This is a genomic window from Pseudomonas sp. DrBHI1, assembly GCF_002205115.1.
Lineage (GTDB): Bacteria > Pseudomonadota > Gammaproteobacteria > Pseudomonadales > Pseudomonadaceae > Aquipseudomonas > Aquipseudomonas mosselii.
The window spans coordinates 72,918-95,967 of sequence record NZ_NIBE01000052.1 but is presented as its reverse complement, the minus strand read 5'-3'; the positions used below and the strand labels follow the sequence as shown (position 1 = coordinate 95,967).

General features: G+C 65.3%; 27 protein-coding genes. 16 read left to right on the top strand and 11 right to left on the bottom strand.

The window, feature by feature from the left end; all coding sequences use genetic code 11:
• Position 1 precedes the first annotated feature (1 nt).
• A complete protein-coding gene (locus CC207_RS09785; RefSeq protein ID WP_062362824.1) occupies positions 2 to 706 on the top strand; it encodes an SPOR domain-containing protein in 705 nt (234 codons plus the stop codon).
• A gap of 40 nt (positions 707 to 746) precedes the next feature.
• On the opposite strand, the gene CC207_RS09780 is transcribed toward CC207_RS09785, so the two are convergent.
• Positions 747 to 1,172, bottom strand: a complete 426-nt coding sequence (locus tag CC207_RS09780; RefSeq protein WP_028689119.1) for a TM2 domain-containing protein — start codon at positions 1,170 to 1,172, stop codon at positions 747 to 749.
• A gap of 157 nt (positions 1,173 to 1,329) precedes the next feature.
• Here CC207_RS09780 and CC207_RS09775 point away from each other — a divergent pair, with 157 nt between their 5' ends.
• A complete protein-coding gene (locus tag CC207_RS09775) occupies positions 1,330 to 1,980 on the top strand; it encodes a C40 family peptidase (RefSeq protein WP_069016536.1) in 651 nt (216 codons plus the stop codon).
• Positions 1,981 to 2,019: 39 nt separating this feature from the next.
• Here CC207_RS09775 and CC207_RS09770 read toward each other — a convergent pair whose 3' ends face one another.
• Entirely contained in the window at positions 2,020 to 3,024 is a 1,005-nt protein-coding gene (locus CC207_RS09770; protein WP_069016535.1) for a type IV pilus twitching motility protein PilT, read from the bottom strand.
• Between the two features lie 65 nt (positions 3,025 to 3,089).
• Here CC207_RS09770 and CC207_RS09765 point away from each other — a divergent pair, with 65 nt between their 5' ends.
• The 9 genes from CC207_RS09765 (at position 3,090) to CC207_RS09725 (ending at position 9,654) form a co-directional block, all read left to right on the top strand.
• Entirely contained in the window at positions 3,090 to 3,776 is a 687-nt protein-coding gene (locus CC207_RS09765) for a YggS family pyridoxal phosphate-dependent enzyme (protein WP_028689122.1), read from the top strand.
• Between the two features lie 38 nt (positions 3,777 to 3,814).
• Positions 3,815 to 4,633, top strand: coding sequence for a pyrroline-5-carboxylate reductase (gene proC / locus CC207_RS09760; RefSeq protein ID WP_088852011.1), 819 nt, complete (start codon positions 3,815 to 3,817; stop codon positions 4,631 to 4,633).
• Between the two features lie 10 nt (positions 4,634 to 4,643).
• Positions 4,644 to 5,234, top strand: a complete 591-nt coding sequence (locus CC207_RS09755) for a YggT family protein (RefSeq protein ID WP_028689124.1) — start codon at positions 4,644 to 4,646, stop codon at positions 5,232 to 5,234.
• Between the two features lie 88 nt (positions 5,235 to 5,322).
• Entirely contained in the window at positions 5,323 to 6,462 is a 1,140-nt protein-coding gene (locus tag CC207_RS09750) for a homoserine O-acetyltransferase (protein ID WP_028689125.1), read from the top strand.
• A 7-nt stretch (positions 6,463 to 6,469) separates the two neighbouring features.
• Positions 6,470 to 7,090: a methionine biosynthesis protein MetW gene (gene metW, locus CC207_RS09745; protein WP_011531735.1), complete on the top strand. Its 621-nt coding sequence runs from the start codon at positions 6,470 to 6,472 to the stop codon at positions 7,088 to 7,090.
• A 25-nt stretch (positions 7,091 to 7,115) separates the two neighbouring features.
• Positions 7,116 to 7,550, top strand: a complete 435-nt coding sequence (locus CC207_RS09740; protein WP_028689126.1) for a DUF4426 domain-containing protein — start codon at positions 7,116 to 7,118, stop codon at positions 7,548 to 7,550.
• Complete coding sequence (gene rdgB, locus CC207_RS09735) at positions 7,547 to 8,143, top strand: RdgB/HAM1 family non-canonical purine NTP pyrophosphatase (protein ID WP_028689127.1); 597 nt, start codon at positions 7,547 to 7,549, stop codon at positions 8,141 to 8,143. Before CC207_RS09740 ends, rdgB begins: the two co-directional genes overlap by 4 nt.
• Positions 8,140 to 9,318 (top strand): radical SAM family heme chaperone HemW, encoded by a 1,179-nt coding sequence (gene hemW, locus CC207_RS09730; RefSeq protein ID WP_051555622.1) that lies wholly within the window; start codon positions 8,140 to 8,142, stop codon positions 9,316 to 9,318. Before rdgB ends, hemW begins: the two co-directional genes overlap by 4 nt.
• 9 nt (positions 9,319 to 9,327) lie before the next feature.
• Positions 9,328 to 9,654, top strand: a complete 327-nt coding sequence (locus CC207_RS09725) for a DUF3392 family protein (RefSeq protein ID WP_011531731.1) — start codon at positions 9,328 to 9,330, stop codon at positions 9,652 to 9,654.
• Positions 9,655 to 9,982: 328 nt separating this feature from the next.
• Here CC207_RS09725 and trmB read toward each other — a convergent pair whose 3' ends face one another.
• The 4 genes from trmB to CC207_RS09705 form a co-directional block, all read right to left on the bottom strand.
• The gene (gene trmB / locus CC207_RS09720; protein WP_028689129.1) at positions 9,983 to 10,705 is read right to left on the bottom strand and encodes a tRNA (guanosine(46)-N7)-methyltransferase TrmB; all 723 of its coding nucleotides are present in this window, start codon (positions 10,703 to 10,705) and stop codon (positions 9,983 to 9,985) included.
• Between the two features lie 9 nt (positions 10,706 to 10,714).
• Complete coding sequence (locus tag CC207_RS09715) at positions 10,715 to 11,527, bottom strand: thiazole synthase (RefSeq protein WP_028689130.1); 813 nt, start codon at positions 11,525 to 11,527, stop codon at positions 10,715 to 10,717.
• A gap of 53 nt (positions 11,528 to 11,580) precedes the next feature.
• Positions 11,581 to 11,781 (bottom strand): sulfur carrier protein ThiS, encoded by a 201-nt coding sequence (thiS, locus tag CC207_RS09710; RefSeq protein WP_028689131.1) that lies wholly within the window; start codon positions 11,779 to 11,781, stop codon positions 11,581 to 11,583.
• Between the two features lie 102 nt (positions 11,782 to 11,883).
• Positions 11,884 to 12,255 (bottom strand): DUF423 domain-containing protein, encoded by a 372-nt coding sequence (locus CC207_RS09705; protein WP_028689132.1) that lies wholly within the window; start codon positions 12,253 to 12,255, stop codon positions 11,884 to 11,886.
• A gap of 64 nt (positions 12,256 to 12,319) precedes the next feature.
• Between CC207_RS09705 and mtgA the strand changes: the two genes are divergently transcribed.
• Positions 12,320 to 13,030 (top strand): monofunctional biosynthetic peptidoglycan transglycosylase, encoded by a 711-nt coding sequence (gene mtgA, locus CC207_RS09700; protein WP_028689133.1) that lies wholly within the window; start codon positions 12,320 to 12,322, stop codon positions 13,028 to 13,030.
• 84 nt (positions 13,031 to 13,114) lie between these two features.
• Here the strand turns inward: mtgA and rpoH are convergent, their stop codons facing one another.
• The 4 genes from rpoH to ftsY all read right to left on the bottom strand — a co-directional run bounded on the left by rpoH (position 13,115) and on the right by ftsY (position 17,354).
• Positions 13,115 to 13,969, bottom strand: a complete 855-nt coding sequence (gene rpoH, locus CC207_RS09695; RefSeq protein WP_028689134.1) for an RNA polymerase sigma factor RpoH — start codon at positions 13,967 to 13,969, stop codon at positions 13,115 to 13,117.
• Between the two features lie 111 nt (positions 13,970 to 14,080).
• Complete coding sequence (ftsX, locus tag CC207_RS09690; RefSeq protein ID WP_028689135.1) at positions 14,081 to 15,109, bottom strand: permease-like cell division protein FtsX; 1,029 nt, start codon at positions 15,107 to 15,109, stop codon at positions 14,081 to 14,083.
• Positions 15,106 to 15,777 carry a cell division ATP-binding protein FtsE gene (ftsE, locus tag CC207_RS09685; RefSeq protein WP_011531723.1) on the bottom strand — a complete coding sequence of 224 codons (672 nt, stop codon included), beginning with the start codon at positions 15,775 to 15,777 and terminating at the stop codon, positions 15,106 to 15,108. The genes ftsX and ftsE overlap by 4 nt, the downstream gene beginning before the upstream one ends.
• Positions 15,774 to 17,354: a signal recognition particle-docking protein FtsY gene (gene ftsY / locus CC207_RS09680; RefSeq protein WP_069016528.1), complete on the bottom strand. Its 1,581-nt coding sequence runs from the start codon at positions 17,352 to 17,354 to the stop codon at positions 15,774 to 15,776. Before ftsY ends, ftsE begins: the two co-directional genes overlap by 4 nt.
• 234 nt (positions 17,355 to 17,588) lie before the next feature.
• On the opposite strand from ftsY, the gene CC207_RS09675 reads away from it, so the two are divergent.
• Genes CC207_RS09675 through CC207_RS09660 form a run of 4 tightly spaced genes read left to right on the top strand, consistent with a single transcriptional unit; the run spans position 17,589 to position 22,097 of the window.
• The gene (locus CC207_RS09675) at positions 17,589 to 18,944 is read left to right on the top strand and encodes a pitrilysin family protein (RefSeq protein ID WP_069016527.1); all 1,356 of its coding nucleotides are present in this window, start codon (positions 17,589 to 17,591) and stop codon (positions 18,942 to 18,944) included.
• Positions 18,937 to 20,430: a pitrilysin family protein gene (locus tag CC207_RS09670; protein WP_088852010.1), complete on the top strand. Its 1,494-nt coding sequence runs from the start codon at positions 18,937 to 18,939 to the stop codon at positions 20,428 to 20,430. Before CC207_RS09675 ends, CC207_RS09670 begins: the two co-directional genes overlap by 8 nt.
• Positions 20,430 to 21,044: a 16S rRNA (guanine(966)-N(2))-methyltransferase RsmD gene (rsmD, locus tag CC207_RS09665; RefSeq protein WP_028689139.1), complete on the top strand. Its 615-nt coding sequence runs from the start codon at positions 20,430 to 20,432 to the stop codon at positions 21,042 to 21,044. Before CC207_RS09670 ends, rsmD begins: the two co-directional genes overlap by 1 nt.
• A gap of 60 nt (positions 21,045 to 21,104) precedes the next feature.
• Positions 21,105 to 22,097 (top strand): hydrolase, encoded by a 993-nt coding sequence (locus tag CC207_RS09660; protein WP_028689140.1) that lies wholly within the window; start codon positions 21,105 to 21,107, stop codon positions 22,095 to 22,097.
• An 89-nt stretch (positions 22,098 to 22,186) separates the two neighbouring features.
• Here the strand turns inward: CC207_RS09660 and CC207_RS09655 are convergent, their stop codons facing one another.
• On the bottom strand, positions 22,187 to 23,041 hold the full coding sequence (locus CC207_RS09655) for a sulfurtransferase (RefSeq protein WP_028689141.1): 855 nt from the start codon (positions 23,039 to 23,041) through the stop codon (positions 22,187 to 22,189).
• Positions 23,042 to 23,050 lie beyond the last annotated feature (9 nt).

The window sequence follows — 23,050 nt, the reverse complement described above, 5'->3', positions numbered from 1 at the left end:
GTTGGCTGCAAAGAAGAAACCCGCACCCAAGCGCGGCGCCAGCCGCTCCCAGCCGCCTGCCAGCAAGCAGCCGATCCCGGGCTGGGTGTGGCTGGCGGTCGGCCTGACGGTCGGCGCCTTCATCGTCTTCCTGATGAAACTCGAGCCCGGCGGCGGCGACATCAAGCGCACCAAGCCCGAGCAGCAGAAGCCGGAGAAGGTCGCCGAGGCGAGCAAGACCACCACGCCGACGCCACAGCAGCCGGTGAAGCCGAAGTACGACTTCTACACTCTGCTGCCGGAGTCGGAAGTGATCGTGCCGCCCGAGGCGGTGCCGGAGAAGACCCCGCCGGTCCCGGCGCAGCCGCCTGTGCCGAGCACGCCGGTTACGCCGGCAGAAGCGGCGAAGATCGACACCGCCCGCGCCCAGGCCGCGCTGCTGGGGCAGACACCACCACCAGCGCCACCGGTGATCAAGCCAGCGGCCACCACCCAGTTCTTCCTGCAGGCTGGCTCGTTCCGCAAGCAGGCGGATGCCGACAAGGTCCGTGCGCAGATCATCCTGCTTGGCCAGGCGGTCAAGGTGGAGTCGGGCACGGTCAAGGAAGAGACCTGGTACCGCGTGATGGTCGGCCCGTTCAGCAACCGTGAACAGCTGACCGTGGCACAGAAGCAACTGGCCGGGGCAGGCTTCAGCAACCTGCTGCTGCAACAGCGGCGCCAGTAACGAAAAAGGCCTTGCCGCATTCAGCGACGAGGCCTTTTTTTCATACCCGGCGACGCTCGGCGTTAACCTGGGAGATCTGGCTGTTGAGCGTCCAGAAGTCATACAGCACGCCCAGCAGGAACAGACCGCCGGTGAACAGGTAGATCAAGGCACTGATCCACTTGCCCTGGTACAGCCGGTGCACGCCGAAAATGCCCAGGAAGGTCAGCAGGATCCACGCCAGGTTGTAATCCACCCCGCCCGATTCGAAGCGCATGTCCGCCTCACGGTCCATCGACGGGATCAGGAACAGGTCGATCAGCCAACCGATACCCAGCAACCCGAGGGTGAAGAACCAGATCGTCCCGGTGATCGGCTTGCCGTAGTAGAAACGGTGTGAGCCGGTGAAACCGAAAATCCACAGCAGATAGCCGAGGACCTTGCTGTGGGTGTCGTGCGAAGGGACACCCTGTTGATAACCATTCATTCGAAACCCTCGTGGGATAGCCGAAAATTTTCTAACGGAAAATGTGACTTTTCCGTTTTTACCCGACATATGGTACGTGGCAGAGCGACCAACGGATCAAAGTTTGATCAAAAAGCTGTTATAAAGTTGCGCGCCAACACTTATAAGAGCTTCATCTATGCCACCTTTCTTCAAGACATGGCTGACCCTCTGCCTTCTGTTGCCCCTGGCCGCCCACGCCACCAACCGTGAGCAACGTCTTCCCAGCGGATTCACCGGTTACACGACCAACGCCGACGCCACGGTGAAACGCGCCCCGATCCAGTACCGCAGCACCAACAGCCTGCGCACGCGTCCGGCCAATGCCGCCAAGCAGCATGCCGTGGGCATGCAGGCGGTGGCGATGTCGCCGAAGCAGAGCAGCGAAGTGCTCAGCCGTGCGGTGAACGTGCTTGGCACCCCCTATCGCTGGGGCGGCAGCAGCCCGAAGAAGGGCTTCGACTGCAGCGGCCTGGTCAAGTATGCGTTCAACGACGTGGCGGATGTCGACTTGCCGCGCACCTCCAACGCCATGGCCCAAGGCCAGGGCGTCAAGGTGGCCAAGGGCGACCTCAAGCCAGGCGACCTGATCTTCTTCAACATCAAGAGCCGTCGGGTCAACCACGTCGCCATCTACCTGGGCAACGACCGCTTCATCCACGCGCCACGCACCGGCAAGCGGGTGAGCATCGACAGCCTGGAGAAACCTTACTGGCAGAAGCACTACGTGGTGGCCAAGCGCGTGCTGCCCAAGCAGCAGCAACAGGCGCTGAGCCTGGCCAAACGCTGAATCGCCGATCGCGGTGCGCCGGCGCGACTTGCCCCGCGATCAGTTTGAGGCCCTGTCGATAATCCCCCGCGCTTCCAGCGCCTGCAGCGCACCCTCCATCGTGCACATCCCCACAGCCGCACCAGCCTGCATCAGCGAATGAATCTGCGCCAGACGCCCCTCGCGGATCAGGTTGCGCACCGCCGGCGTCGCCACCAGCACCTCCCGCGCCGCGACCCGACCGCCGCCTGATCGCCGAACCAGCACCTGCGCGACCACCAGCCGCAGGGAGTCGGCCAGCATGCTGCGCACCAGCGGCTTTTCCTCCGGCGCGAACACCTCCACCAGCCGGTCGATACTGCTTACCGCCGATCGCGTATGCACGGTGGCCAGTACCAGGTGCCCGGTCTCCGCGGCGCGCATCGCCAGGCGAATGCTGTGCAGATCGCGCAGCTCACCGATCATGATCACGTCCGGGTCCTGACGCAGGGCGCTGCGCAGGGCCTGGGCAAAGTCACGGCTATGCAGGCCGACCTCACGCTGGTTGACCAGGCTGCGCTGGCTGGCGTGGATGAACTCGATCGGGTCCTCGAGCGTGACGATATGCAATGCGTATTCGCGGTTGAGCCGATCGATCAGCGCCGCCAGGGTGCTCGACTTGCCACTGCCGGTGGCCCCGCCCACCAAGATGAAGCCATCCCGGTACTGGGAGATGATTTGAAATACATCTACCAGCTCAAGCACCTCCAGACAGGGCACGCTCGCGGGGATCAAACGCACACTGGCACTCGGGCCATTGCGCTGGCGGAACAGGTTCAGCCGAAAGCGCCCCAGCCCATCCAGGCTCACCGCCAGGTCCAACTCTTCGCCGGCAGCCCACTGTCGCCGCTGCTCGTCATCAAGCACGGCAGCCATCCCGTCTTCCAGCGCTCCTGCCGTCAGCACCGGCAGGTCCAGGCGCTGCAACACCCCATCCACGCGCAGCAGCGGCCGCTCGCCCGCGGCCAGGTGCAGGTCGCTGGCAGCGGCAGCCAGGGCCCTGCGCAACAGGTCGGTCACATCCATGAGACTCCCCAACGGCGATCAAGCAGGTAGAATGCCGCAGACCCCAAAGCCGTCGGCGACGAATCATGTCCACCCTAGCAGACAACATTGACGCCATTGCCACCCGCATCGACAGCGCGGCCAAGGCCGCCGGACGCGACCCGGCCAGCATCCAGCTGCTGGCGGTGAGCAAGACCAAGCCCGCCAGCGCGATTCGCGAGGCCTACGCCGCCGGGTTGCGCGATGTGGGCGAGAACTACCTTCAGGAAGCCCTGACAAAACAACAGGCACTTTCCGATCTGCCCTTGATCTGGCACTTCATCGGCCCCATCCAATCGAACAAGACCAAGGCCATCGCCGAGCATTTCGACTGGGTACATTCCGTGGACCGCCTGAAGATCGCCCAACGCCTCTCCGAGCAGCGCCCTGCCGGCCTGGCGCCGCTGAACGTCTGCCTGCAGGTCAACGTCAGCGGCGAGGACAGCAAGTCCGGTTGCGCGCCTGCCGAGTTGCCGGCCCTGGCCCAAGCGGTGAACGCCCTGCCCGGCCTGCGCCTGCGCGGCCTGATGGCGATTCCGGAGCCGACCGAGGACCGCACCGAGCAGGAGGCCGCCTTTGCCATCCTGCGCCAGCTCCAGGCGCAATTGGGCCTCGGCCTGGACACCCTGTCGATGGGCATGAGCCACGACCTGGAAGCCGCCATCGCCCAAGGTGCGACCTGGGTCCGCATCGGCACCGCCCTGTTCGGCGCCCGCGACTACGGACAGCCCTGAATCCATGCTTAACTCACTCTTTCCCTCAAGGACCTGACATGAGCAAGACTCGTATTGCCTTTATCGGCGCCGGCAACATGGCCGCCAGCCTGATCGGCGGCCTGCGTGCCCAGGGCCTGGACGCCGCGCAGATCCGTGCCAGCGACCCGGGTGCCGAGACCCGCGCGCGGATCCAGGCCGAGCACGGCATCGAAGCCTTCGAAAGCAACGCCCAGGCCATCGAGGGCGTCGACGTGATCGTGCTGGCGGTCAAACCGCAGGTCATGAAGGCCGTCTGCGAAACGCTGAAGCCGAACCTCAAGTCCGGTCAGCTGGTGGTGTCCATCGCCGCCGGCATCACCTGCGCCAGCCTGCAGGCCTGGCTGGGCGCGATCCCGGTGGTGCGCTGCATGCCCAACACCCCGGCGCTGCTGCGCCAGGGCGTCAGCGGCCTGTACGCCACCGCAGAAGTGTCCGCCGAGCAGCGCCAGCAGGCCGAGCAACTGCTGTCGGCTGTCGGCACCGCCTTGTGGCTGGACGAAGAACAACAGCTGGATGCCGTCACCGCCGTCTCCGGCAGCGGCCCGGCCTATTTCTTCCTGCTGATCGAAGCGATGACCGCCGCCGGCGAGAAACTCGGCCTGCCGCGCGAAACCGCCTCGCAACTCACCCTGCAGACCGCCCTGGGCGCCGCCCGCATGGCGGTTGCCAGCGATGTCGACGCCGCCGAGCTGCGCCGCCGTGTGACCTCGCCGGCCGGCACCACGGAGGCGGCGATCAAGTCGTTCCAGGCCAGCGGTTTCGAGGCGATCGTCGAGCAGGCACTTCAGGCCGCGGCGAAACGTTCCGCCGAACTGGCCGAACAACTGGGTAAATAAGGAGCCATTGATGAATGCATTGTCCGGCGCCGCGATCTTCGTGGTGCAAACACTGGTCAGCCTGTACCTGGTGATCGTCCTGCTGCGCTTCGTGCTGCAACTGGTCAAGGCCGACTTCTACAACCCGCTGAGCCAGTTCGCCGTACGCGCCACCCAGCCGCTGCTCAAGCCGCTGCGCCGGGTGATCCCCAGCATCGCCGGCCTGGACACCTCCTCGCTGCTGCTGTCGATCCTTATCCAGGCGCTGCTGATGGCCTTTGTGCTGATGGTCACCTACGGCACCTTCGGCGATATCCTGCACCTGCTGATGTGGTCGATCCTGGGCATCACCTCGCTGTTCCTGAAAATCTTCTGGGTGGCGATGATCGTCATGGTCATCGTCTCGTGGGTCGCGCCGAACAGCCACAACCCGGCCGCCGAGCTGGCCTACCAGATCAGCGAGCCGGTACTGGCGCCGTTCCGTCGCCTGGTGCCGAACCTCGGTGGCATGGACATTTCGCCGATCTTCGCCTTCATCGCCATCCAGGTGATCCAGTCGTTCCTGATGCCCCAGCTGGCGGCCTACGCTGGCATGCCGCAAGAACTGTGGCGGATGATCTGACCCACACTGCATCCAGCGGCAAGCCTTTGCTTGCCGCTGGGGGTAGCGCTCTTTAGACTTACGCCTCCGTCAAGCGTGAGCAGGGTCGATGTCCACTGTCCTTCCCGAAGATTCCGTCGGTCTGGTAACACCACAGATTGCCCGGTTCGATGAACCGCTGGCCCTGGCTTGTGGCCGCTCCCTGGCCTCGTACGAACTCATCTACGAAACCTATGGCACCCTCAACGCCGCCGCCAGCAATGCCGTGCTGATCTGCCATGCGTTGTCAGGCCATCACCATGCCGCCGGCTACCATGCCGCCACCGACCGCAAGCCAGGCTGGTGGGACAGCTGCATCGGCCCCGGCAAGCCGATCGACACCAACCGCTTCTTCGTGGTCAGCCTGAACAACCTGGGTGGCTGCAATGGCAGCACCGGCCCCAGCAGCCTCAATCCGGCCACCGGCAAGCCCTATGGCGCCGACTTCCCGGTGCTGACCGTGGAGGACTGGGTGCACAGCCAGGCGCGCCTGGCCGACCGACTGGGGATCCAGACCTGGGCCGCCATCGTTGGCGGCAGCCTCGGCGGCATGCAGGCCCTGCAGTGGACCATCACCTACCCGGACCGCGTGCGTCACTGCGTGGACATCGCCTCGGCGCCCAAGCTGTCGGCGCAGAACATCGCCTTCAACGAGGTCGCGCGCCAGGCCATTCTCACCGACCCCGAGTTCCACGGCGGCTCGTTCCAGGACCAGGGCGTGATTCCCAAGCGCGGCCTGATGCTGGCGCGCATGGTCGGCCACATCACCTACCTGTCCGACGACTCGATGGGCGAGAAATTCGGCCGCGAACTCAAGAGCGACAAGCTCAACTACGACTTCCACAGCGTCGAGTTTCAGGTCGAGAGCTACCTGCGCTACCAGGGCGAGGAGTTCTCCGGCCGCTTCGACGCCAACACCTACCTGCTGATGACCAAGGCGCTGGACTACTTCGACCCGGCCGCGGCCCATGGCGGCGACCTGGCCGCGACCCTGGCCCACGTCACGGCGGACTACTGCATCATGTCGTTCACCACCGACTGGCGCTTCTCGCCAGCACGCTCGCGGGAGATCGTCGACGCCCTGATGGCCGCGCGCAAGAACGTCTGCTACCTGGACATCGACTCGCCCTACGGCCACGACGCCTTCCTCATCCCGACGCCCCGCTACATGCAGGGCTTCGCGAACTACATGAACCGCATCGCCCTCTGAGGACCGCATGAGAGCCGACCTGGAAATCATCCAAGACTGGATCCCCGCCGGCAGCCGGGTCCTCGACCTGGGCTGCGGCAACGGCGAACTGCTGGCCTCCTTGCGCGAGCGCAAGAACGTCACCGGCTATGGCCTGGAGATCGACGCCGACAACATCGCCGCCTGCGTGGCCAAAGGCGTCAACGTCATCGAGCAGGACCTGGACAAGGGCCTGGGCAACTTCGCCAGCAACAGTTTCGACGTGGTGGTCATGACCCAGGCCCTGCAGGCCGTGGAGTACCCCGACCGGATCCTCGACGAGATGCTGCGGGTGGGTCGCCAGTGCATCATCACCTTCCCCAACTTCGGCCACTGGCGCTGCCGCTGGTACCTGGCGACCAAGGGTCGCATGCCGGTTTCGGACTTCATGCCGTATACCTGGTACAACACGCCGAACATCCACTTCTGCACCTTCGAGGACTTCGAGAACCTGTGCCACGAGCGTCATGCCAAGGTCCTCGACCGCCTGGCCGTCGACCGTCTACACCGTAACGGGTTGGGCGGGCGGCTTTGGCCTAATCTTCTAGGAGAGATCGGTATCTATCGGGTCAGCAGCCCGGGCCTGCAGGAGCATCAGCTCGCGGTCTGACCCTCGCGAACGGAGGAATGGGATCATGCGTCGACTAGCACTGTTTCTGATCAGCCTATGCCTGGCCTTGCCGGTACTGGCTGCCGATGCCGCCAAGCCGGAGCGCAAGGAAGTGTTCGGCGACGTGACGGTCCACTACAGCGCCTTCACCTCGAGCATGCTGCAACCGGACATCGCCGCCGCCACGGGCCTGACCCGCAGCAAGAACCAGGGCGTGCTCAACATCGCCGTGCTCAAGGCCGAAAAGCCTTCGACAGCGGTCGTCAGCGGCACGGTGAAGGACCTGACCGGGCGCAGCAACCCGCTGTCGTTCAAGCAGATCACCGACCAGGGCGCGGTCTACTACATTGCCCAGTTCAAGATCGACCAGGCCGAGACTGTCACCTTCGACATCAACGTCGAAACGGGTGGCGTCAGCCATAAACTCAGCTTCAACCAGGAAGTATTCCCAGGCGAATGATGAATCTTACGCAACTCGTATTGGCCAGCCACAACGCCGGCAAGCTCAAGGAACTGCAGGCCATGCTCGGCGAGTCCGTGCACCTGCGTTCGATCGGCGAATTCAGCCAGGTGGAGCCGGAAGAGACCGGCCTGTCGTTCGTCGAAAACGCCATCCTCAAGGCGCGCAACGCCGCACGCATCTCCGGCCTGCCGGCCCTGGCCGACGACTCGGGCCTGGCGGTGGACTTCCTCGGCGGCGCGCCGGGCATCTACTCGGCGCGCTACGCCGACGGCAAGGGCGACGCGGCAAACAACGCCAAGCTGCTCGAAGCGCTCAAGGACGTGCCTGAAGAACAGCGCGGCGCGCAGTTCGTCTGCGTCCTGGCCCTGGTGCGCCATGCCGACGATCCGCTGCCAATCCTCTGCGAAGGCCTGTGGCACGGTAGCATCCTGTTCGAGGCCAGCGGCGAGCATGGCTTCGGCTATGACCCGCTGTTCTGGGTCCCGGAGCGCAACTGCTCCAGCGCCGACCTCGCTCCGGTCGACAAGAACCAGCTCAGCCACCGCGCCCGCGCCATGGCCCTGCTGCGTCAACGTCTGGGCCTGGCATGACCGAAAAGCTGTTCGTGCAACCGGCGGGCCTGATCCTTCCCGAGCTACCGCCGCTGTCGCTGTACATCCATATACCCTGGTGCGTGCGCAAATGCCCGTACTGCGACTTCAACTCGCACCAGGCAGGCCCCACGCTACCAGAAGCCGAATACATCGACGCCCTGCTGGCCGATCTCGACCAGGAACTGCCTGCCGTCCAGGGTCGTTCCATCAGCACGATCTTCTTCGGCGGCGGCACCCCCAGCCTGTTCAGCGCTGATGCGCTGGGTCGCCTGCTGCGCGGAGTCGAGCAACGCATCCCGTTCGCCCCGGACATCGAGATCACCCTCGAGGCCAACCCAGGCACCTTCGAGCAGGAGAAGTTCAAGGCCTACCGGCAGACCGGCATCAACCGCCTGTCCATCGGCGTGCAGAGTTTCCAGCCTGCCAAGCTCGAGAAGCTCGGGCGCATCCACAATGGTGCCGAAGCGGTACGCGCCGCCGACATGGCCCGTGCGGCAGGCTTCGACAACTTCAACCTGGACCTGATGCACGGCTTGCCGGACCAGTCGCTCGACGACGCCCTGGGCGACCTGCGTCAGGCCATCGAACTGGCGCCGACGCACCTGTCCTGGTACCAGTTGACGGTAGAGCCGAACACGGTGTTCTGGAACCAGCCGCCCGAGCTGCCCGAGGACGACATCCTCTGGGATATCCAGGAAGCCGGCCAGGCGCTGATGGCCGAGCACGGTTACCGCCAGTACGAAGTCTCGGCCTACGCCCAGGCCGACCGTGCCGCGCGGCACAACCTGAACTACTGGCGCTTCGGCGACTTCATCGGCATCGGTGCCGGCGCCCATGGCAAACTGTCGTTCCCCGACGGACGCATCCTGCGCACCTGGAAGACCCGCCTGCCCAAGGACTACCTGAACCCGGCCAAGCCGTTCAAGGCCGGCGAGAAGCTGTTGCCGGCCGATGAGCTACCCTTCGAGTTCCTGATGAACGCCCTGCGCCTCACCGACGGGGTGGAAGCCGAACTGTTCAGCCTGCGCACCGGCCTGCCCCTGGCGCAGCTGGCCGAAGCCCGCCGTGAAGCCGAACAAAAAGGCCTTTTGCGGGTCGAACCGGATCGGCTGGCAGCCACGCCGCGCGGCCAGCTGTTCCTCAACGACCTGCTGCAGTACTTCTTGAATTAAGGATGACCCATGGACCTGGTACTTGACCTGCTCTCGACCGTTTCCCGCTGGAGCCGCAGCAACCTGTCGGAAATCTCGCTGGCCCTGGTGGGCTGCCTGCTGGTGCTGTTCGGCACCGATATCAAGGGTTGGGTGGAAGGCCGCCTGGGTGGTCTGGCCGGCGCCCTGCGGGTGCCGTTCATGGCGCTGCTGGTGATGATCGGCAGCGGCGCGGCACTGATCTATGCGACGCCGTGGATCGTGAAGGGGCTGGGGCAGTTCAACAACTATGCGCTGGCACCGGTGCTGCTGGTGGTGCTGGTATTGATTGGGGTCGTCGCTGATCGGCGGGGCTGACTGCTTGCTAAAAGCCGCCCTGGCGAGCCAGGACGGCTTCTCACCCGACTAACCCTTAGCGGGCATCGTCAAAGTGATCGCGCAGGAAGTCCCTGGCGGTCCTGAAAACGATCAGGATCCGAACCAGCGTCCAGACGCGGCTCAGCGTATTCAGCAAACGCGTCCTGTATTCGAGGCCATCCTAAGATCCAGTTGTGACTGTCTCCAGTGGTGTTCGTGGGATAGGCTTCGTAACCCGAGGCCCGCATAAAAAAACCGCCCTTCTCAAGGCGGTTTTTTTGTACCTGCAATCTCGCAGGCTTGAAGGACAGCGCCGAACGAATCCGGCTCAGCTCACCTTCTCGAACTTCAAGTCCCACACCCCATGCCCAAGGCGCTCCCCACGGCGCTCGAACTTGGTGATCGGCCGTTCTTCCGGGCGCGGTACATAGGCGCCATCAGCCGCCTGGTTGCGATAGCCTGGCGCTGCGCTCATCACTTCCAGCATGTATTCGGCATAGGGCTCCCAGTCGGTCGCCATGTGGAATACGCCACCGGGCTTGAGCTTGCGGCGCACCAGCTCGGCGAACTCCAGTTGAACGATCCGGCGCTTGTGGTGACGGGCCTTATGCCACGGATCCGGGAAGAACAGCATCAGGCGGTCGAGGCTGTTGTCGGCCACGCAGCGGTTAAGCACTTCGATGGCATCGCAATCGTAAACCCGCAGGTTCTTCAAGCCCTGGGTCAGCACGCCATTTAGCAACGCACCGACACCCGGACGGTGCACTTCGACGCCGATAAAGTCCAGCTCCGGCGAGGCGGCTGCCATCTCCAGCAGCGAGTGCCCCATACCGAAGCCGATCTCCAGGGTGCGCGGCGCCGAACGGCCGAACACCTGGTCGTAGTCCACCGGGCTGTCGGTCAGCGGCAGGATGAACAGCGGACCACCCTGCTCCAGGCCGCGTTGCTGGCCTTCGGTCATGCGCCCGGCGCGCATCACGAAGCTCTTGATGCGGCGGTGCGGGCGGGCTTCGCCGTCTTCGGTGATCGGCGTTTCTTGCGATTCAGTCATCTGGGGCTCTTACTTGATCAGACCTTCCAGCGGCGAGGACGCGCTGGCATAGAGTTTCTTCGGCATGCGCCCGGCGAGATACGCCATGCGGCCGGCAAGGATGGCGTGCTTCATGGCCTCGGCCATCAGCACTGGCTGCTGGGCGTGGGCAATGGCCGAGTTCATCAGCACTGCCTCGCACCCCATCTCCATGGCGATGGTGGCGTCGGAAGCAGTACCCACGCCAGCATCGACCAGCACCGGCACCTTGGATTCCTCGAGGATGATCTGCAGGTTGTAGGGGTTGCAGATACCCAGGCCGGTGCCGATCAGGCCGGCCAGCGGCATGACGGCAATGCAGCCGGCTTCGGCCAGCTGGCGGGCGATGATCGGGTCATCGCTGGTGTAGACCATCACGTCGAAGCCGTCCTTGACCAGCACTTCGGCGGCCTTGAGGGTTTCGATCACATTGGGGAACAGGGTCTTCTGGTCGGCCAGCACTTCCAGCTTCACCAGTGTCCGCTCCTCGTGGGACTTGTGCCCGTCGAGCAGCTCACGGGCCAGGCGGCAGGTACGCACCGCCTCGACCGCATCGAAGCAACCCGCGGTGTTCGGCAGGATGGTGTACTTGTCGGGCGACAGCACATCGAGCAGGTTCGGTTCGCCCGCGTTCTGGCCGAGGTTGGTGCGACGCACGGCCACGGTGACGATCTCGGCACCCGAGGCCTCGGTGGCCAGGCGGGTTTCTTCCATGTCACGGTACTTGCCGGTGCCGACCAGCAGGCGCGACTGGAAAGTGCGCCCGGCCAGGACGAAAGGCTTGTCGCTGCGAACGTTGCTCATCGATGTTCCTCTGGAAAGGTTACGGGGCTTCTGGATGAATCGGCGAGACGTGCTCAACCACCGCCAATGGCATGAACCACTTCGACCTGGTCGCCTTCGCTCAATCGCGTGCTCTCGTGCTGGCTGCGCGGCACGATGTCCAGGTTCAGTTCAACCGCCACCCGGCGACCAGCCAGCTCCAGCCGGCCCAGCAGCGCCGCGACGCTCTCGCCGTCGGGCAGTTCGTAAGGCTCACCGTTCAATTGAATGCGCATGCGCACGGCCACCATTGTTCTTTGGGGCCCGCATTCTAGCCCCGATCCACCTCGCAACCCAAGGGCGATGCGCGCCATTAGTCGCGATTGTGGACCGTTCGGTCAGCCCAGGCGCCAGGCGGCCAGGCCCAGGCACAGCCAGCCGGCGAGCAAGCACAGGCCGCCCAGCGGAGTGATCATGCCGAGCTTGCTCAGACCGCTCAGGGTCAGTACGTAGAGGCTACCGGAGAACAGCAGGATACCCACCGCGAACAGACCGCCGGCCCAGCCGACCAGGCGCCCCGGCAGGTGCGCCGACAGCACCGCCACCGCGAGGATCGCCAGTGCGTGCACCAGTTGGTAGCTCACGCCGGTATGGAAGATCGCCAGGTAGTCGGCGCTGAGACGGCTCTTCAGGCCATGGGCGGCGAAGGCGCCGAGGGCCACGCCGGTAAAACCGAAGAACGCGGCGAGCATCAGGAAGCTGCGAAGCATGGGACGACTCCTCGGGAGGGGTCTGTATAATGGCCCGTTCCAACGGTCCGGCCAAGCCATCACCATGCTCTCATCTCTCCTGCGCCGCCTCTCCCGCGCCCTGCTCTGGTTCGCCGCCGGCAGCGCCGCCGTGGTCCTGGTGCTGCGCTGGGTTCCACCGCCCGGCACCGCGCTGATGGTCGAGCGCAAGGTGGAGTCATGGTTCAGCGGCGAGCCCATCGACCTGCAACGCGACTGGACGCCCTGGGAGGACATCTCCGACGAACTCAAGGTCGCGGTCATCGCCGGCGAGGACCAGAAGTTCGCCAGCCACTGGGGCTTCGACATCCCGGCGATCCAGGCGGCGCTGGCCTACAACGAGCGTGGCGGCAAGGTGCGTGGCGCCAGCACGCTGACCCAGCAGGTGGCCAAGAACCTGTTCCTGTGGTCCGGACGCAGTTGGCTGCGCAAGGGGCTGGAGGCCTGGTTCACCGCGCTGATCGAGCTGTTCTGGTCGAAGGAACGGATTCTCGAGGTCTACCTGAACAGCGCCGAATGGGGCAAGGGCGTGTTCGGTGCCCAGGCCGCGGCACGCTACCACTTCGGCGTGGACGCCAGCCGCCTGACGCGACAACAGGCCGCACAACTCGCCGCGGTGCTGCCTAGCCCGATCAAATGGAGTGCCAGCCGGCCAAGCGCCTATGTGGCGAGCCGCGCGGGGTGGATTCGCCGGCAGATGAGCCAGCTGGGTGGGCCGAGCTACCTGATGCAACTGGATACTTCGCGCAGGCTTTGAGGCACGCTCCCACGCGCCACAACACACGAAAAAGCCGCTGTCTCTTGCGAGAACAGCGGCTTTTTCACTCCAGCCAGGCGCCGATCAGATCGTGATCAATGCCTTGACCTTGTTCATCGCGTTCTTCTCCAGCTGGCGAATACGCTCGGCCGAAACGCTGTATTTCTCCGCCAGCTCATGCAGCGTGGCCTTTTCCTCGGCCAGCCAGCGCTGATAAAGGATATCGCGACTGCGATCGTCCAGGCCTTGCAGCGCTTCATGCAGGTTGCTGGTGGAGTTATCGCTCCAATCGGCGTCCTCCAGCTGCACGGCCGGGTCGTAGCGGTGATCTTCCAGGTAATGCGCGGGCGACTGGAAGGCACTGTCGTCGTCGGCTTCGGCCGCCGGGTCAAAGGCCATGTCCTGGCCGCTCAGGCGGCTTTCCATCTCGCGTACTTCACGGGGCTCGACACCAAGGCTTTCGGCCACGCGATGCACTTCGTCGTTGTTCAACCAGGCCAGACGTTTCTTCTGGCTGCGCAGGTTGAAGAACAGCTTGCGCTGGGCCTTGGTGGTGGCCACCTTGACGATGCGCCAGTTGCGCAGGATGAACTCGTGGATCTCGGCTTTGATCCAGTGCACCGCGAAGGACACCAGACGCACGCCCATTTCCGGGTTGAAACGCTTTACCGCCTTCATCAGGCCGACGTTGCCTTCCTGGATCAGGTCGGCCTGGGCCAGCCCGTAGCCTGCATAGCTACGGGCGATGTGTACGACGAAACGCAGGTGGGCCATCACCATTTGCCGAGCGGCCTCGAGATCCTGCTCGTAATAGAGACGCTCGGCCAGATCACGCTCCTGCTCCGGCGACAGCAATGGGATGCTGTTGACCGTGTGCACATAGGCTTCCAGGTTTGCACCGGGAACCAGGGCATAGGCAGGTTGCAACGATGTGGTCATTCAAGTACCTCCAGCTTACAGACTCGTGCCTTGTGGGCACTGCCAGCATAGACAAGGAACCGTTGTACAAGTTCCAGGATGAAAAATTTGTCAATACTGGCCATGAAACATTTATCGCGGTGCCAGCTCGTTCAAGTGACGAGCGACGGCGATCCATGCACCGATATACCCCAACAACACCGCCCCGATCAAGAGTGAAAGGCCATCCGAGGCCGGTACGCCACCCAGGGCGAAATCACTGCCATACAGCCCAGACAGCCCGACCACCGCGTCGTTCAGCCAGTTCAGGCCGAACGCCAGGATGCCCCAGGCCAGCACGCCCGCACCCAGGCCGTACAGGGCGCCCATGTACAGGAAAGGCCGGCGTACGTAGCTGTCGGTGCCGCCGACGAGCTTGATCACTTCGATCTCGACCCGGCGGTTTTCGATATGTAGACGAATTGTGTTACCGATTACTAACAGCAGAGCGGAAATCAGCATTACCGCCAGGCCGAAGACGAACCGGTCTCCCAGCTTGAGAATCGCCGCCAGGCGCTCGACCCACACCAGGTCCAGCTGCGCCGCTTCCACCCGCGGCAGCTCGGACAGACGCTGACGCAAGGCTTCCAGGGCCGGCTTGTCGACCTCGGTCGGGGTCACCACCACCACGCCGGGCAATGGATTGTCCGGCAACTCGCGCAGCGCCTCGCCCAGGCCTGACTGCTGCTGGAACTCTTCCAGCGCCTGCTCGCGACTGACGTACTGGGCCTCGGCGACGCCCGGCATGCCCTTGATCTCGTCACGCAAGGCCTCGCCATCACGGCTGCTGGCATCGAGCTTGAGATACAACGAAATCTGCGCCGCGCGCTGCCAGGAACCGCCGAGTTTCTCGACGTTCTTCAGCAGCAGCGACAGGCCCATGGGCATGCTCAGCGCCACAGCCATCACCAGGCAGGTGAAGAAACTGCCGATCGGCTGCTTGCCCAGCCGGCGCAGGCTGTCGGCCAGGCTGGCGCGGTGGCTTTCCAGCCAGGCGTGCAGCAGGGTGCTGAAGTCCGGGCCGTCATCGTCGTGGTCGCCACGCTTCTTCTTCGCCGGTTGCGGGTCGGCGGCTTTCGGCGCCACGCGCTCGGAAACCTTTGGTGTACGTGTGGTGCTCATTGCCCGGCCTCCCCATCGCCGATCAAGCGGCCGCGTTGCAGCGTCAGCATGCGGTGGCGCATGCGCGCGATCAGCGCCAGGTCGTGACTGGCGATCAATACCGTGGTGCCCAGGCGGTTGATGTCCTCGAACACGCCCATGATCTCGGCGGCCAGGCGCGGGTCGAGGTTACCGGTAGGTTCGTCCGCCAGCAGCAGGGCCGGCTGGTGGACGATGGCGCGGGCAATGCCCACGCGCTGCTGTTGGCCGGTGGACAGATCGGCCGGGAACAGCTCGCCTTTGTCGCTCAGCGACACGCGCTCCAGCGCCGAATCCACGCGCTTGGCGATCTCGGCCTTGGACAGCCCGAGGATCTGCAGCGGCAGGGCGATGTTGTTGAACACCGTGCGGTCGAACAGCAGTTGGTGGTTCTGGAACACCACGCCGATCTGCCGGCGCAGGAACGGAATCTGCGCGTTGCTGATCTGGCCCAGGTCCTGCCCGGCCAGCAGCAGCTTGCCGCTGGTCGGACGCTCCATGGCCAGCAGCAGGCGCAGCAGGGTGCTCTTGCCGGCGCCGGAGTGGCCGGTGACGAACAGGAACTCGCCACGACGCGCCCGGAAGCTCAGTTCGTGCAGGCCGACATGGCCGTTGGGATAGCGCTTGGCTACCTGTTCGAATCGGATCATGAAGGTTCCCGCTCGGCGAACAGCGCCTTGACGAAGGGTTCGGCCTCGAAGGTGCGCAGGTCATCGATACCCTCGCCCACACCGATGAAGCGGATCGGGATGTTGAACTGCTTGGCCAGGGCGAAGATGACGCCGCCCTTGGCGGTGCCGTCCAGCTTGGTCAGGGCCAGGCCGGTCAGCTCGACGCTCTGGTTGAAGTACTTGGCCTGGCTGATGGCGTTCTGCCCGGTACCGGCGTCGAGCACCAGCAGCACCTCGTGGGGCGCCTCGGCGTCGAGCTTGCCGATTACCCGACGGACCTTCTTCAGCTCTTCCATCAGGTTGTCCTTGGTGTGCAGGCGACCGGCGGTGTCGGCGATCAGCACATCGACGCCACGGGCCTTGGCGGCCTGCACCGCGTCGAAGATTACCGAGGCCGAGTCGGCGCCGGTGTGCTGGGCGATGACCGGGATCTGGTTGCGCTCGCCCCAGACCTGCAACTGCTCCACCGCCGCGGCGCGGAAGGTGTCGCCGGCAGCCAGCATGACCTTCTTGCCTTCCAACTGCAGCTTCTTGGCCAGCTTGCCGATGGTGGTGGTCTTGCCGGCGCCGTTCACGCCGACCACCAGGATCACGTAGGGCTTGCTCTGCGCCTCGATCTTAAGCGGCTGCTCGACCGGGCGCAGCAGGGCGGCCAGTTCGTCCTGCAGCGACTTGTACAGGGCGTCGGCGTCGGCCAGTTGCTTGCGGGCGACCTTCTGCGTCAGGTTCTGGACGATGGTCGAGGTGGCCTCGACACCGACGTCGGCGGTCAGCAGACGGGTCTCGATCTCGTCGAGCAGGTCGTCGTCGATGACCTTCTTGCCCAGGAACAGGCTGGCCATGCCCTCGCCGATGCTGGCGCTGGTCTTCGACAGGCCCTGCTTGAGGCGGGCGAAAAAGCCCTGCTTGGCAGGCTCGGCGGCGACTGGCGCAGGTTCGACGGCAGCCGGAGCGACAGGCACTTCGGGTTCAGGCTCAACCACAGGGGCAACCACCACCGGGGCGGGCTCGGGCACCACCACCTCAGGGGCCGGGCGCTCGGGAATGACCGGCGGCGCCTTGGGTTCGAGGTCCGGTACCAATGCAACCGGCTCTTCCGCGACCGGCAGCACCAGGTTGCTCACGGGTGCAGGTGGCGCTGGCTCAACCATGGCCGTCGGCAGGTCCGCCGCATTCGCGGGCAAGCCCTCAGTCACAGGAGCCTGCGGCGCGTGTACCTGAACAACAGGCTCAGCCTCGACCACCAGGGCAGGCTCGACCGGGACGTCCACCGGCACGGGCTGGGCGGGTTCAACCACCTGGGTGGGTTGCACCACCTGCGGAGCAACCGGTTCAGGCTCGGCCGGCACGCTGACTGGCGCAGGCTGGGGTGCCTCGGCCAGCGGAGCAGGCTGCTCGGCGGGAGGTTGCTGTACCACCGGCGCCTCGACGGGCGGTTGGGGGGCTTGCGGCTGTTCGGCGACAGGTTGCTCCGGCTTCTTGCGGAACCAGCTGAACAGGCCTTTCTTCTCGCCAGCCGCGGCCGGCGCTTTTTTGTCGTCGTTGGAACCAAACATGGAAGACGGCTATCTCAGGGTAGCGATGCGCCAGCAGTGGCGCACCGGGAATTCTTAACTCACGCAGAACAGACTACTGTGAAGCCAGCGGGTTCATGCGCAACGTTTTGTCGTAAGGGCCTGTGGGCCAGAACGGCGACAGGCATGGTCGCCAGGCAACCGGATCAGTATCCTAGCACCTCCTGGCCCGCCGACGCTAAACCCAAGCGGGCCGCCGAACAGGTTGAACACCGTATGAATGCTCTAGCCCGCCGCGCCGCTGGCCTGTTGCTCGGCACGCTGTGCCTGCCGCTGGCGGCCTTCGCCGCCGATGTGCAACCCACCCACGAATTCATTCTCGACAACGGCCTGAAAGTGGTCGTGCGCGAGGACCACCGTGCGCCGGTAGTGGTTTCGCAGATCTGGTACAAGGTCGGCTCCAGCTACGAGACGCCGGGTCAGACCGGCCTGTCCCATGCCCTTGAGCACATGATGTTCAAAGGCAGCGCCAAGCTCGCCCCCGGCGAAGCCTCGCGCATCCTGCGCGATCTCGGCGCCGAGGAGAACGCCTTCACCAGCGACGACTACACCGCCTACTACCAGGTGCTGGCCCGTGACCGCCTGCCGGTGGCCTTCGAGCTGGAAGCCGACCGCCTGGCCAGCCTGCGCCTGCCAGCCGACGAGTTCAGCCGCGAGATCGAGGTGATCAAGGAAGAGCGCCGCCTGCGCACCGACGACCAGCCCAACGCCAAGGCCTTCGAGCTGTTCCGCGCCATGGCGTACCCGGCCAGCGGCTACCACACCCCGACCATCGGCTGGATGGCCGACCTCGAGCGCATGAAGGTCGAGGAACTGCGCCACTGGTACGAGTCCTGGTACGCGCCGAACAACGCCACCCTGGTGGTGGTCGGCGACGTCAAGCCCGACGAGGTGAAAGCCCTCGCGCAGAAATACTTCGGCCCGATCCCCAAGCGCGCCGTGCCACCCAGCAAGCTGCCGCTGGAACTGGCCGAGCCAGGCCTGCGCCAGCTCACTCTGCACCTGCGCACGCAACTGCCCAGCCTGGTCTACGGCTTTAATGTGCCCGCCCTGGCCACGGCCAAGGACCCGCGCAGCGTCAACGCCCTGCGCCTGATCTCGGCCCTGCTCGACGGCGGCTACAGTGCCCGCATGCCGGCGCGCCTGGAGCGCGGCCAGGAACTGGTGGCCGGTGCCTCGTCCAGCTACAACGCCTTCACCCGCGGTGACAGCCTGTTCATGATCTCGGCCACGCCCAACGTGCAGAAGCACAAGACCCTGGCCGAGGTGGAAAAAGGCATCTGGCAGCTGCTCGACGAGCTTAAGACCACGCCGCCGACCGCCGAGGAACTCGAGCGCGTGCGCGCCCAGGTAATCGCCGGCCTGGTCTACGACCGCGATTCCATCAGCAGCCAGGCCACCACCATCGGCCAGCTGGAGACCGTCGGCCTCTCCTGGAAGCTGATCGACAGCGAGCTCGACGACCTCAAGCGCGTGACCCCGGAAGACATCCAGACCGCCGCCCGCACCTATTTCACCCGCGAACGCCTGAGCGTTGCCCATGTACTGCCCGAGGAGTCCGCCCATGAGTGATCGCAGCGCACCGCGCTACACCCTGTTCGGCTTGGCGATCATCGTGCTGGTGGTGGCTGTCGCCGCGCTGCTGGCGCGCCCGGCCCAGTCCGACAGCCAAGGCAAGGCAGACACCGCGGCCCGCCCGGCCAACACCCTGCAATCGCTGGCCGAACTGGACAGCAAGGCCCCCAGCCGGCGCCAGCTGAACATCCAGCACTGGTCCACTGCCGAAGGCGCCCGCGTGCTGTTCGTCGAGGCCCGCGAGCTGCCGATGTTCGACCTGCGCGTGACCTTCGCCGCCGGCAGCAGTCAAGACGGCGGCACCCCGGGCCTGGCCACCCTGACCAACGCCATGCTCAACGAGGGCGTGGCCGGCAAGGACGTCACCGCCATCGCCGAAGGCTTCGAAGGCCTGGGCGCCGACTTCGGCAATGGTTCGTACCGCGACATGGCCGTGGCGTCGCTGCGCAGTCTCAGCGCCAGCGACAAGCGCGAGCCGGCGCTGAAGCTGTTCACCGAGGTGGTGGGCCAGCCGACCTTCCCCGAGGACGCCCTCAAGCGCATCAAGAACCAGCTGCTGGCCGGTTTCGAATACGAAAAGCAGAACCCGGGCAAGATCGCCGGCAAGACCCTGTTCGCCAACCTCTACGGTAAACACCCCTACGCCAGCCCCAGCGACGGCACCGCCGAAACCATCCCCGGCATTAACCTGGAACAGCTGCGCGGCTTCCACGCCAAGGCCTACGCGGCCGGCAACGCGGTGATCGCCCTGGTCGGCGACCTCAGCCGCGGCGAAGCCGAAGCCATTGCCGCCCAGGTCTCCGCCGGCCTGCCCAAGGGCCCGGCCCTGGCCAAGCCCGAGCAACCGGTCGAGCCCAAGCCGGGCGCGACCCATATCGATTTCCCGTCCAAACAGACCCACCTGATGCTGGCCGAGCTGGGCATCGACCGTAACGATCCGGACTGGCCGGCCCTGTCGCTGGGCAACCAGATCCTCGGTGGCGGCGCCTTCGGTACCCGCCTGATGAGCGAAGTGCGTGAAAAACGCGGCCTGACCTACGGCGTGTACTCGGTGTTCAGCCCGATGCAGGTGCGCGGCCCGTTCATGATCAACCTGCAGACCCGTGCCGAGCTCAGCGAGGGCACGCTCAAGCTGGTCCGGGATATCCTTGCCGACTACCTCAAGAGCGGCCCGACCCAGCAGGAGCTGGACGACGCCAAGCGCGAACTGGCCGGCAGCTTCCCGCTGTCCAACGCCAGCAATGCCAGCATCGTCGGCCAACTGGGCGCGATCGGCTTCTACAACTTGCCGCTGAGCTGGCTGGAAGATTTCATGCAGCAATCCCAGGCGCTGACCGTCGAACAGGTCAAGGCCGCCATGAACAAGCATCTGGCGGCGGACAAGCTGGTGATCGTCACCGTCGGCCCGAAGGTGGCCCAGCAGCCCCTGCCGGCCCCCACTGACAAACCCGCCGAGCAGCCGCTCGGCGTACCGGAGCACTAATGGCAAGACCCAACACCCCAGCGCGCCCGGCACCGGGCGCCAGCAAGGGCCCCGGCCAGCTGCGCATCATCGCCGGCGAGTGGCGCAGCCGCCGTCTGGCCGTGCCGGAAGGCGAAGGCCTGCGGCCGACGCCTGACCGCGTGCGCGAGACCCTGTTCAACTGGCTGGCGCCGCATATCGAAGGCGCCCTGGTGCTCGACGCCTTCACCGGCAGCGGCGCGCTGGTGCTGGAGGCCTTGTCTCGCGGCGCCGAAAACGCCGTGGCGCTGGACAGCAACCCGGCGGCCATCGTCAATCTCAAGAACAACCTCGAGCTGCTGCGCTGCCCGCGCGGGCAGATCCTGCAGACCGACGCCCTGCGCTACCTGCAAGGCCCGGCCAAACAGCAGTTCGATGTGGTGTTCCTCGACCCGCCGTTCCACCAGGACCTGCTGGCCAACACCTGCAACCTGCTGGAGCAGGGCCAGTGGCTGCGCGAGCAGGCGTGGATCTACACCGAAAGCGAAGCCATGCCCTCCTCGCTGCCGATGCCGGGCAACTGGCGCCTGCACCGCGAGAAGAAGACCGGCCAGGTGCACTACGCGTTGTGGCAACGAGCGGGCACCGACCAATAGCGCAGGTACAGTGGCGGTGTTTCATGGCACTCTAGGCAGGCACACCACGAGTCGCCCAGCATGCCCAGCCTCACCGCCACCTTCCGTCCGGCCACCGGCCTGTCAAACCCTCACCTGCAGACACTGTGGGGGCCTCTCTGGCGCAAGCTCCCGGACCTGCCGCGCAACCGCGAGCGCCTGTGGCTGGCCGACGGCGACTTCCTCGACCTCGACTGGCACGGACCGCACCAACCCGACGCGCCGTTGGTGCTGGTGCTCCATGGCCTCACCGGCTCGTCCAATTCGCCCTACGTCAAAGGCCTGCAACTGGCCTTGCAGGGGCGTGGCTGGGCCAGCGTCGCGGTGAACTGGCGCGGCTGCTCGGGCGAGCCCAACCTGCTGGCGCGCAGCTACCACTCCGGGGCCAGCGAAGACCTGGCCGAGACCATCCGCCACCTGCGGGCGCAGCGGCCGCTGGCACCGCTGTATGCCGTGGGCTATTCGCTGGGCGGCAATGTGCTGCTCAAGTACCTGGGAGAAAGTGGCTCGTCCAGCCAACTGGAAGCGGCGGTGGCGGTGTCGGTACCGTTTCGCCTGGACCAGTGCGCCGACCGCATCGGCCTGGGATTTTCGAAGATCTACCAGGCGCATTTCATGCGCGCGATGATGGCGTACGTGAAGGACAAGCAGCGGCACTTTCGCAATCAAGGTCACCATGAAGGGTTGGCAACCCTCGAGCGCCTTGGCCCATTGCGCAACCTGCGCACCTTCTGGGACTTCGACGGCAAGGTGACCGCGCCACTCAATGGCTTCAGCGATGCCCATGACTACTACCGCCGGGCGTCCAGCCGCTATTACCTGGGAGAAAACCGCACGCCGACGCTGATCATCCATGCCAGCGATGATCCGTTCGTGTTCGGTCACAGCCTGCCGACTGCCGACGAACTGGCGCCACTGACGCAGTTCGAACTGCACAATCGCGGTGGCCATGTCGGGTTCGTCGAGGGCAGCCTGCGCAATCCGGGGTATTACCTGGAACGGCGGATTCCGCAGTGGCTGATGGAAGAGCGATAGTCTCCATCCAGGAATATGGCTGAGGGAAGGCTTCGTGGGAGCGGGCTTGCCCCGCGATAGCATCACCGGGCCCACTCCCACCTCACGAATTACTCACCAGTGGCCACGCCGCGCTGCGGATCGTTGATCCACTCACTCCACGACCCGGCATACAGCCGCCCCAGCGGATATCCCGCGAGCGCCAGGGCAAACAGGTTGTGGCAGGCGGTCACGCCAGAGCCGCAATAGGCCACCAGGTCCTGCGGCGAACGGCCGGCCAGCTTTTCGGCAAAACGCTGCTTCAGCGTGTCGGCCGGCAGGAAACGCCCGTCGGCGCCAAGGTTGTCGGTGAACGCCGCGCACTGGGCGCCCGGAATGTGCCCGGCCACCGGGTCGATCGGCTCCACCTCGCCACGAAAACGCGGCAACCCGCGGGCATCGATCAGGGTCAGCGTCGGATCGTTCAGGCGCTTGCCCAGGTGTGTGGCGTCGATCAGCAGCTTCATGTCCGGCTCGCCACTGAACGTCCCCTCGCGACGCGCGGGCGGGTCGAGGCTCAACGGCAGGTGGGCGGCGTGCCAGGCCTTGAGGCCGCCGTCGAGAATGAACACCGCATCGCGCTTGCCCAGCCAGGCCAGCAGCCACCACGCACGGGCAGCGAAGGCGCCGGGGCCATCGTCGTAGAGCACCACCTGGCTATCGTTGTCCACGCCCCACTCGCGCAGGCGCTCCACCAGCCGCTGCGGATCGGGCAGCGGGTGACGACCGGTGCGACCCTTGACCACCGGCCCGCTCAGATCACGCTCGAGGTCGGCGAAATGCGCCCCGGCGATATGCCCCTCGGCATAACTACGTTGGCCGTAGTCGACATCTTCCAGGGCAAAGCGGCAATCGAGGATCACCAGGCCGGGCGCTTCCAGGCGTTCGGCCAGCTGTTGCGGGGTGATCAGTTGCGCAAGGGGCATGACAATCTC

Bases quoted from the DNA above. Each gene is read 5' to 3' on its own strand.
- CC207_RS09715 (WP_028689130.1), bottom strand. From the start codon at position 11,527: ATGAGCAACGTTCGCAGCGACAAGCCTTTCGTCCTGGCCGGGCGCACT.
- thiS (WP_028689131.1), bottom strand. From the start codon at position 11,781: ATGCGCATTCAATTGAACGGTGAGCCTTACGAACTGCCCGACGGCGAG.
- hemW (WP_051555622.1), top strand. From the start codon at position 8,140: ATGACCGAAAAGCTGTTCGTGCAACCGGCGGGCCTGATCCTTCCCGAG.
- CC207_RS09675 (WP_069016527.1), top strand. From the start codon at position 17,589: ATGAATGCTCTAGCCCGCCGCGCCGCTGGCCTGTTGCTCGGCACGCTG.
- CC207_RS09750 (WP_028689125.1), top strand. From the start codon at position 5,323: ATGTCCACTGTCCTTCCCGAAGATTCCGTCGGTCTGGTAACACCACAG.
- ftsE (WP_011531723.1), bottom strand. From the start codon at position 15,777: ATGATCCGATTCGAACAGGTAGCCAAGCGCTATCCCAACGGCCATGTC.
- CC207_RS09755 (WP_028689124.1), top strand. From the start codon at position 4,644: ATGAATGCATTGTCCGGCGCCGCGATCTTCGTGGTGCAAACACTGGTC.
- CC207_RS09725 (WP_011531731.1), top strand. From the start codon at position 9,328: ATGGACCTGGTACTTGACCTGCTCTCGACCGTTTCCCGCTGGAGCCGC.
- ftsY (WP_069016528.1), bottom strand. From the start codon at position 17,354: ATGTTTGGTTCCAACGACGACAAAAAAGCGCCGGCCGCGGCTGGCGAG.
- trmB (WP_028689129.1), bottom strand. From the start codon at position 10,705: ATGACTGAATCGCAAGAAACGCCGATCACCGAAGACGGCGAAGCCCGC.
- CC207_RS09670 (WP_088852010.1), top strand. From the start codon at position 18,937: ATGAGTGATCGCAGCGCACCGCGCTACACCCTGTTCGGCTTGGCGATC.
- CC207_RS09655 (WP_028689141.1), bottom strand. From the start codon at position 23,041: ATGCCCCTTGCGCAACTGATCACCCCGCAACAGCTGGCCGAACGCCTG.
- CC207_RS09780 (WP_028689119.1), bottom strand. From the start codon at position 1,172: ATGAATGGTTATCAACAGGGTGTCCCTTCGCACGACACCCACAGCAAG.
- CC207_RS09770 (WP_069016535.1), bottom strand. From the start codon at position 3,024: ATGGATGTGACCGACCTGTTGCGCAGGGCCCTGGCTGCCGCTGCCAGC.
- CC207_RS09660 (WP_028689140.1), top strand. From the start codon at position 21,105: ATGCCCAGCCTCACCGCCACCTTCCGTCCGGCCACCGGCCTGTCAAAC.
- ftsX (WP_028689135.1), bottom strand. From the start codon at position 15,109: ATGAGCACCACACGTACACCAAAGGTTTCCGAGCGCGTGGCGCCGAAA.
- proC (WP_088852011.1), top strand. From the start codon at position 3,815: ATGAGCAAGACTCGTATTGCCTTTATCGGCGCCGGCAACATGGCCGCC.
- rsmD (WP_028689139.1), top strand. From the start codon at position 20,430: ATGGCAAGACCCAACACCCCAGCGCGCCCGGCACCGGGCGCCAGCAAG.
- mtgA (WP_028689133.1), top strand. From the start codon at position 12,320: ATGCTCTCATCTCTCCTGCGCCGCCTCTCCCGCGCCCTGCTCTGGTTC.
- CC207_RS09705 (WP_028689132.1), bottom strand. From the start codon at position 12,255: ATGCTTCGCAGCTTCCTGATGCTCGCCGCGTTCTTCGGTTTTACCGGC.
- metW (WP_011531735.1), top strand. From the start codon at position 6,470: ATGAGAGCCGACCTGGAAATCATCCAAGACTGGATCCCCGCCGGCAGC.
- rdgB (WP_028689127.1), top strand. From the start codon at position 7,547: ATGATGAATCTTACGCAACTCGTATTGGCCAGCCACAACGCCGGCAAG.
- rpoH (WP_028689134.1), bottom strand. From the start codon at position 13,969: ATGACCACATCGTTGCAACCTGCCTATGCCCTGGTTCCCGGTGCAAAC.
- CC207_RS09765 (WP_028689122.1), top strand. From the start codon at position 3,090: ATGTCCACCCTAGCAGACAACATTGACGCCATTGCCACCCGCATCGAC.
- CC207_RS09775 (WP_069016536.1), top strand. From the start codon at position 1,330: ATGCCACCTTTCTTCAAGACATGGCTGACCCTCTGCCTTCTGTTGCCC.
- CC207_RS09740 (WP_028689126.1), top strand. From the start codon at position 7,116: ATGCGTCGACTAGCACTGTTTCTGATCAGCCTATGCCTGGCCTTGCCG.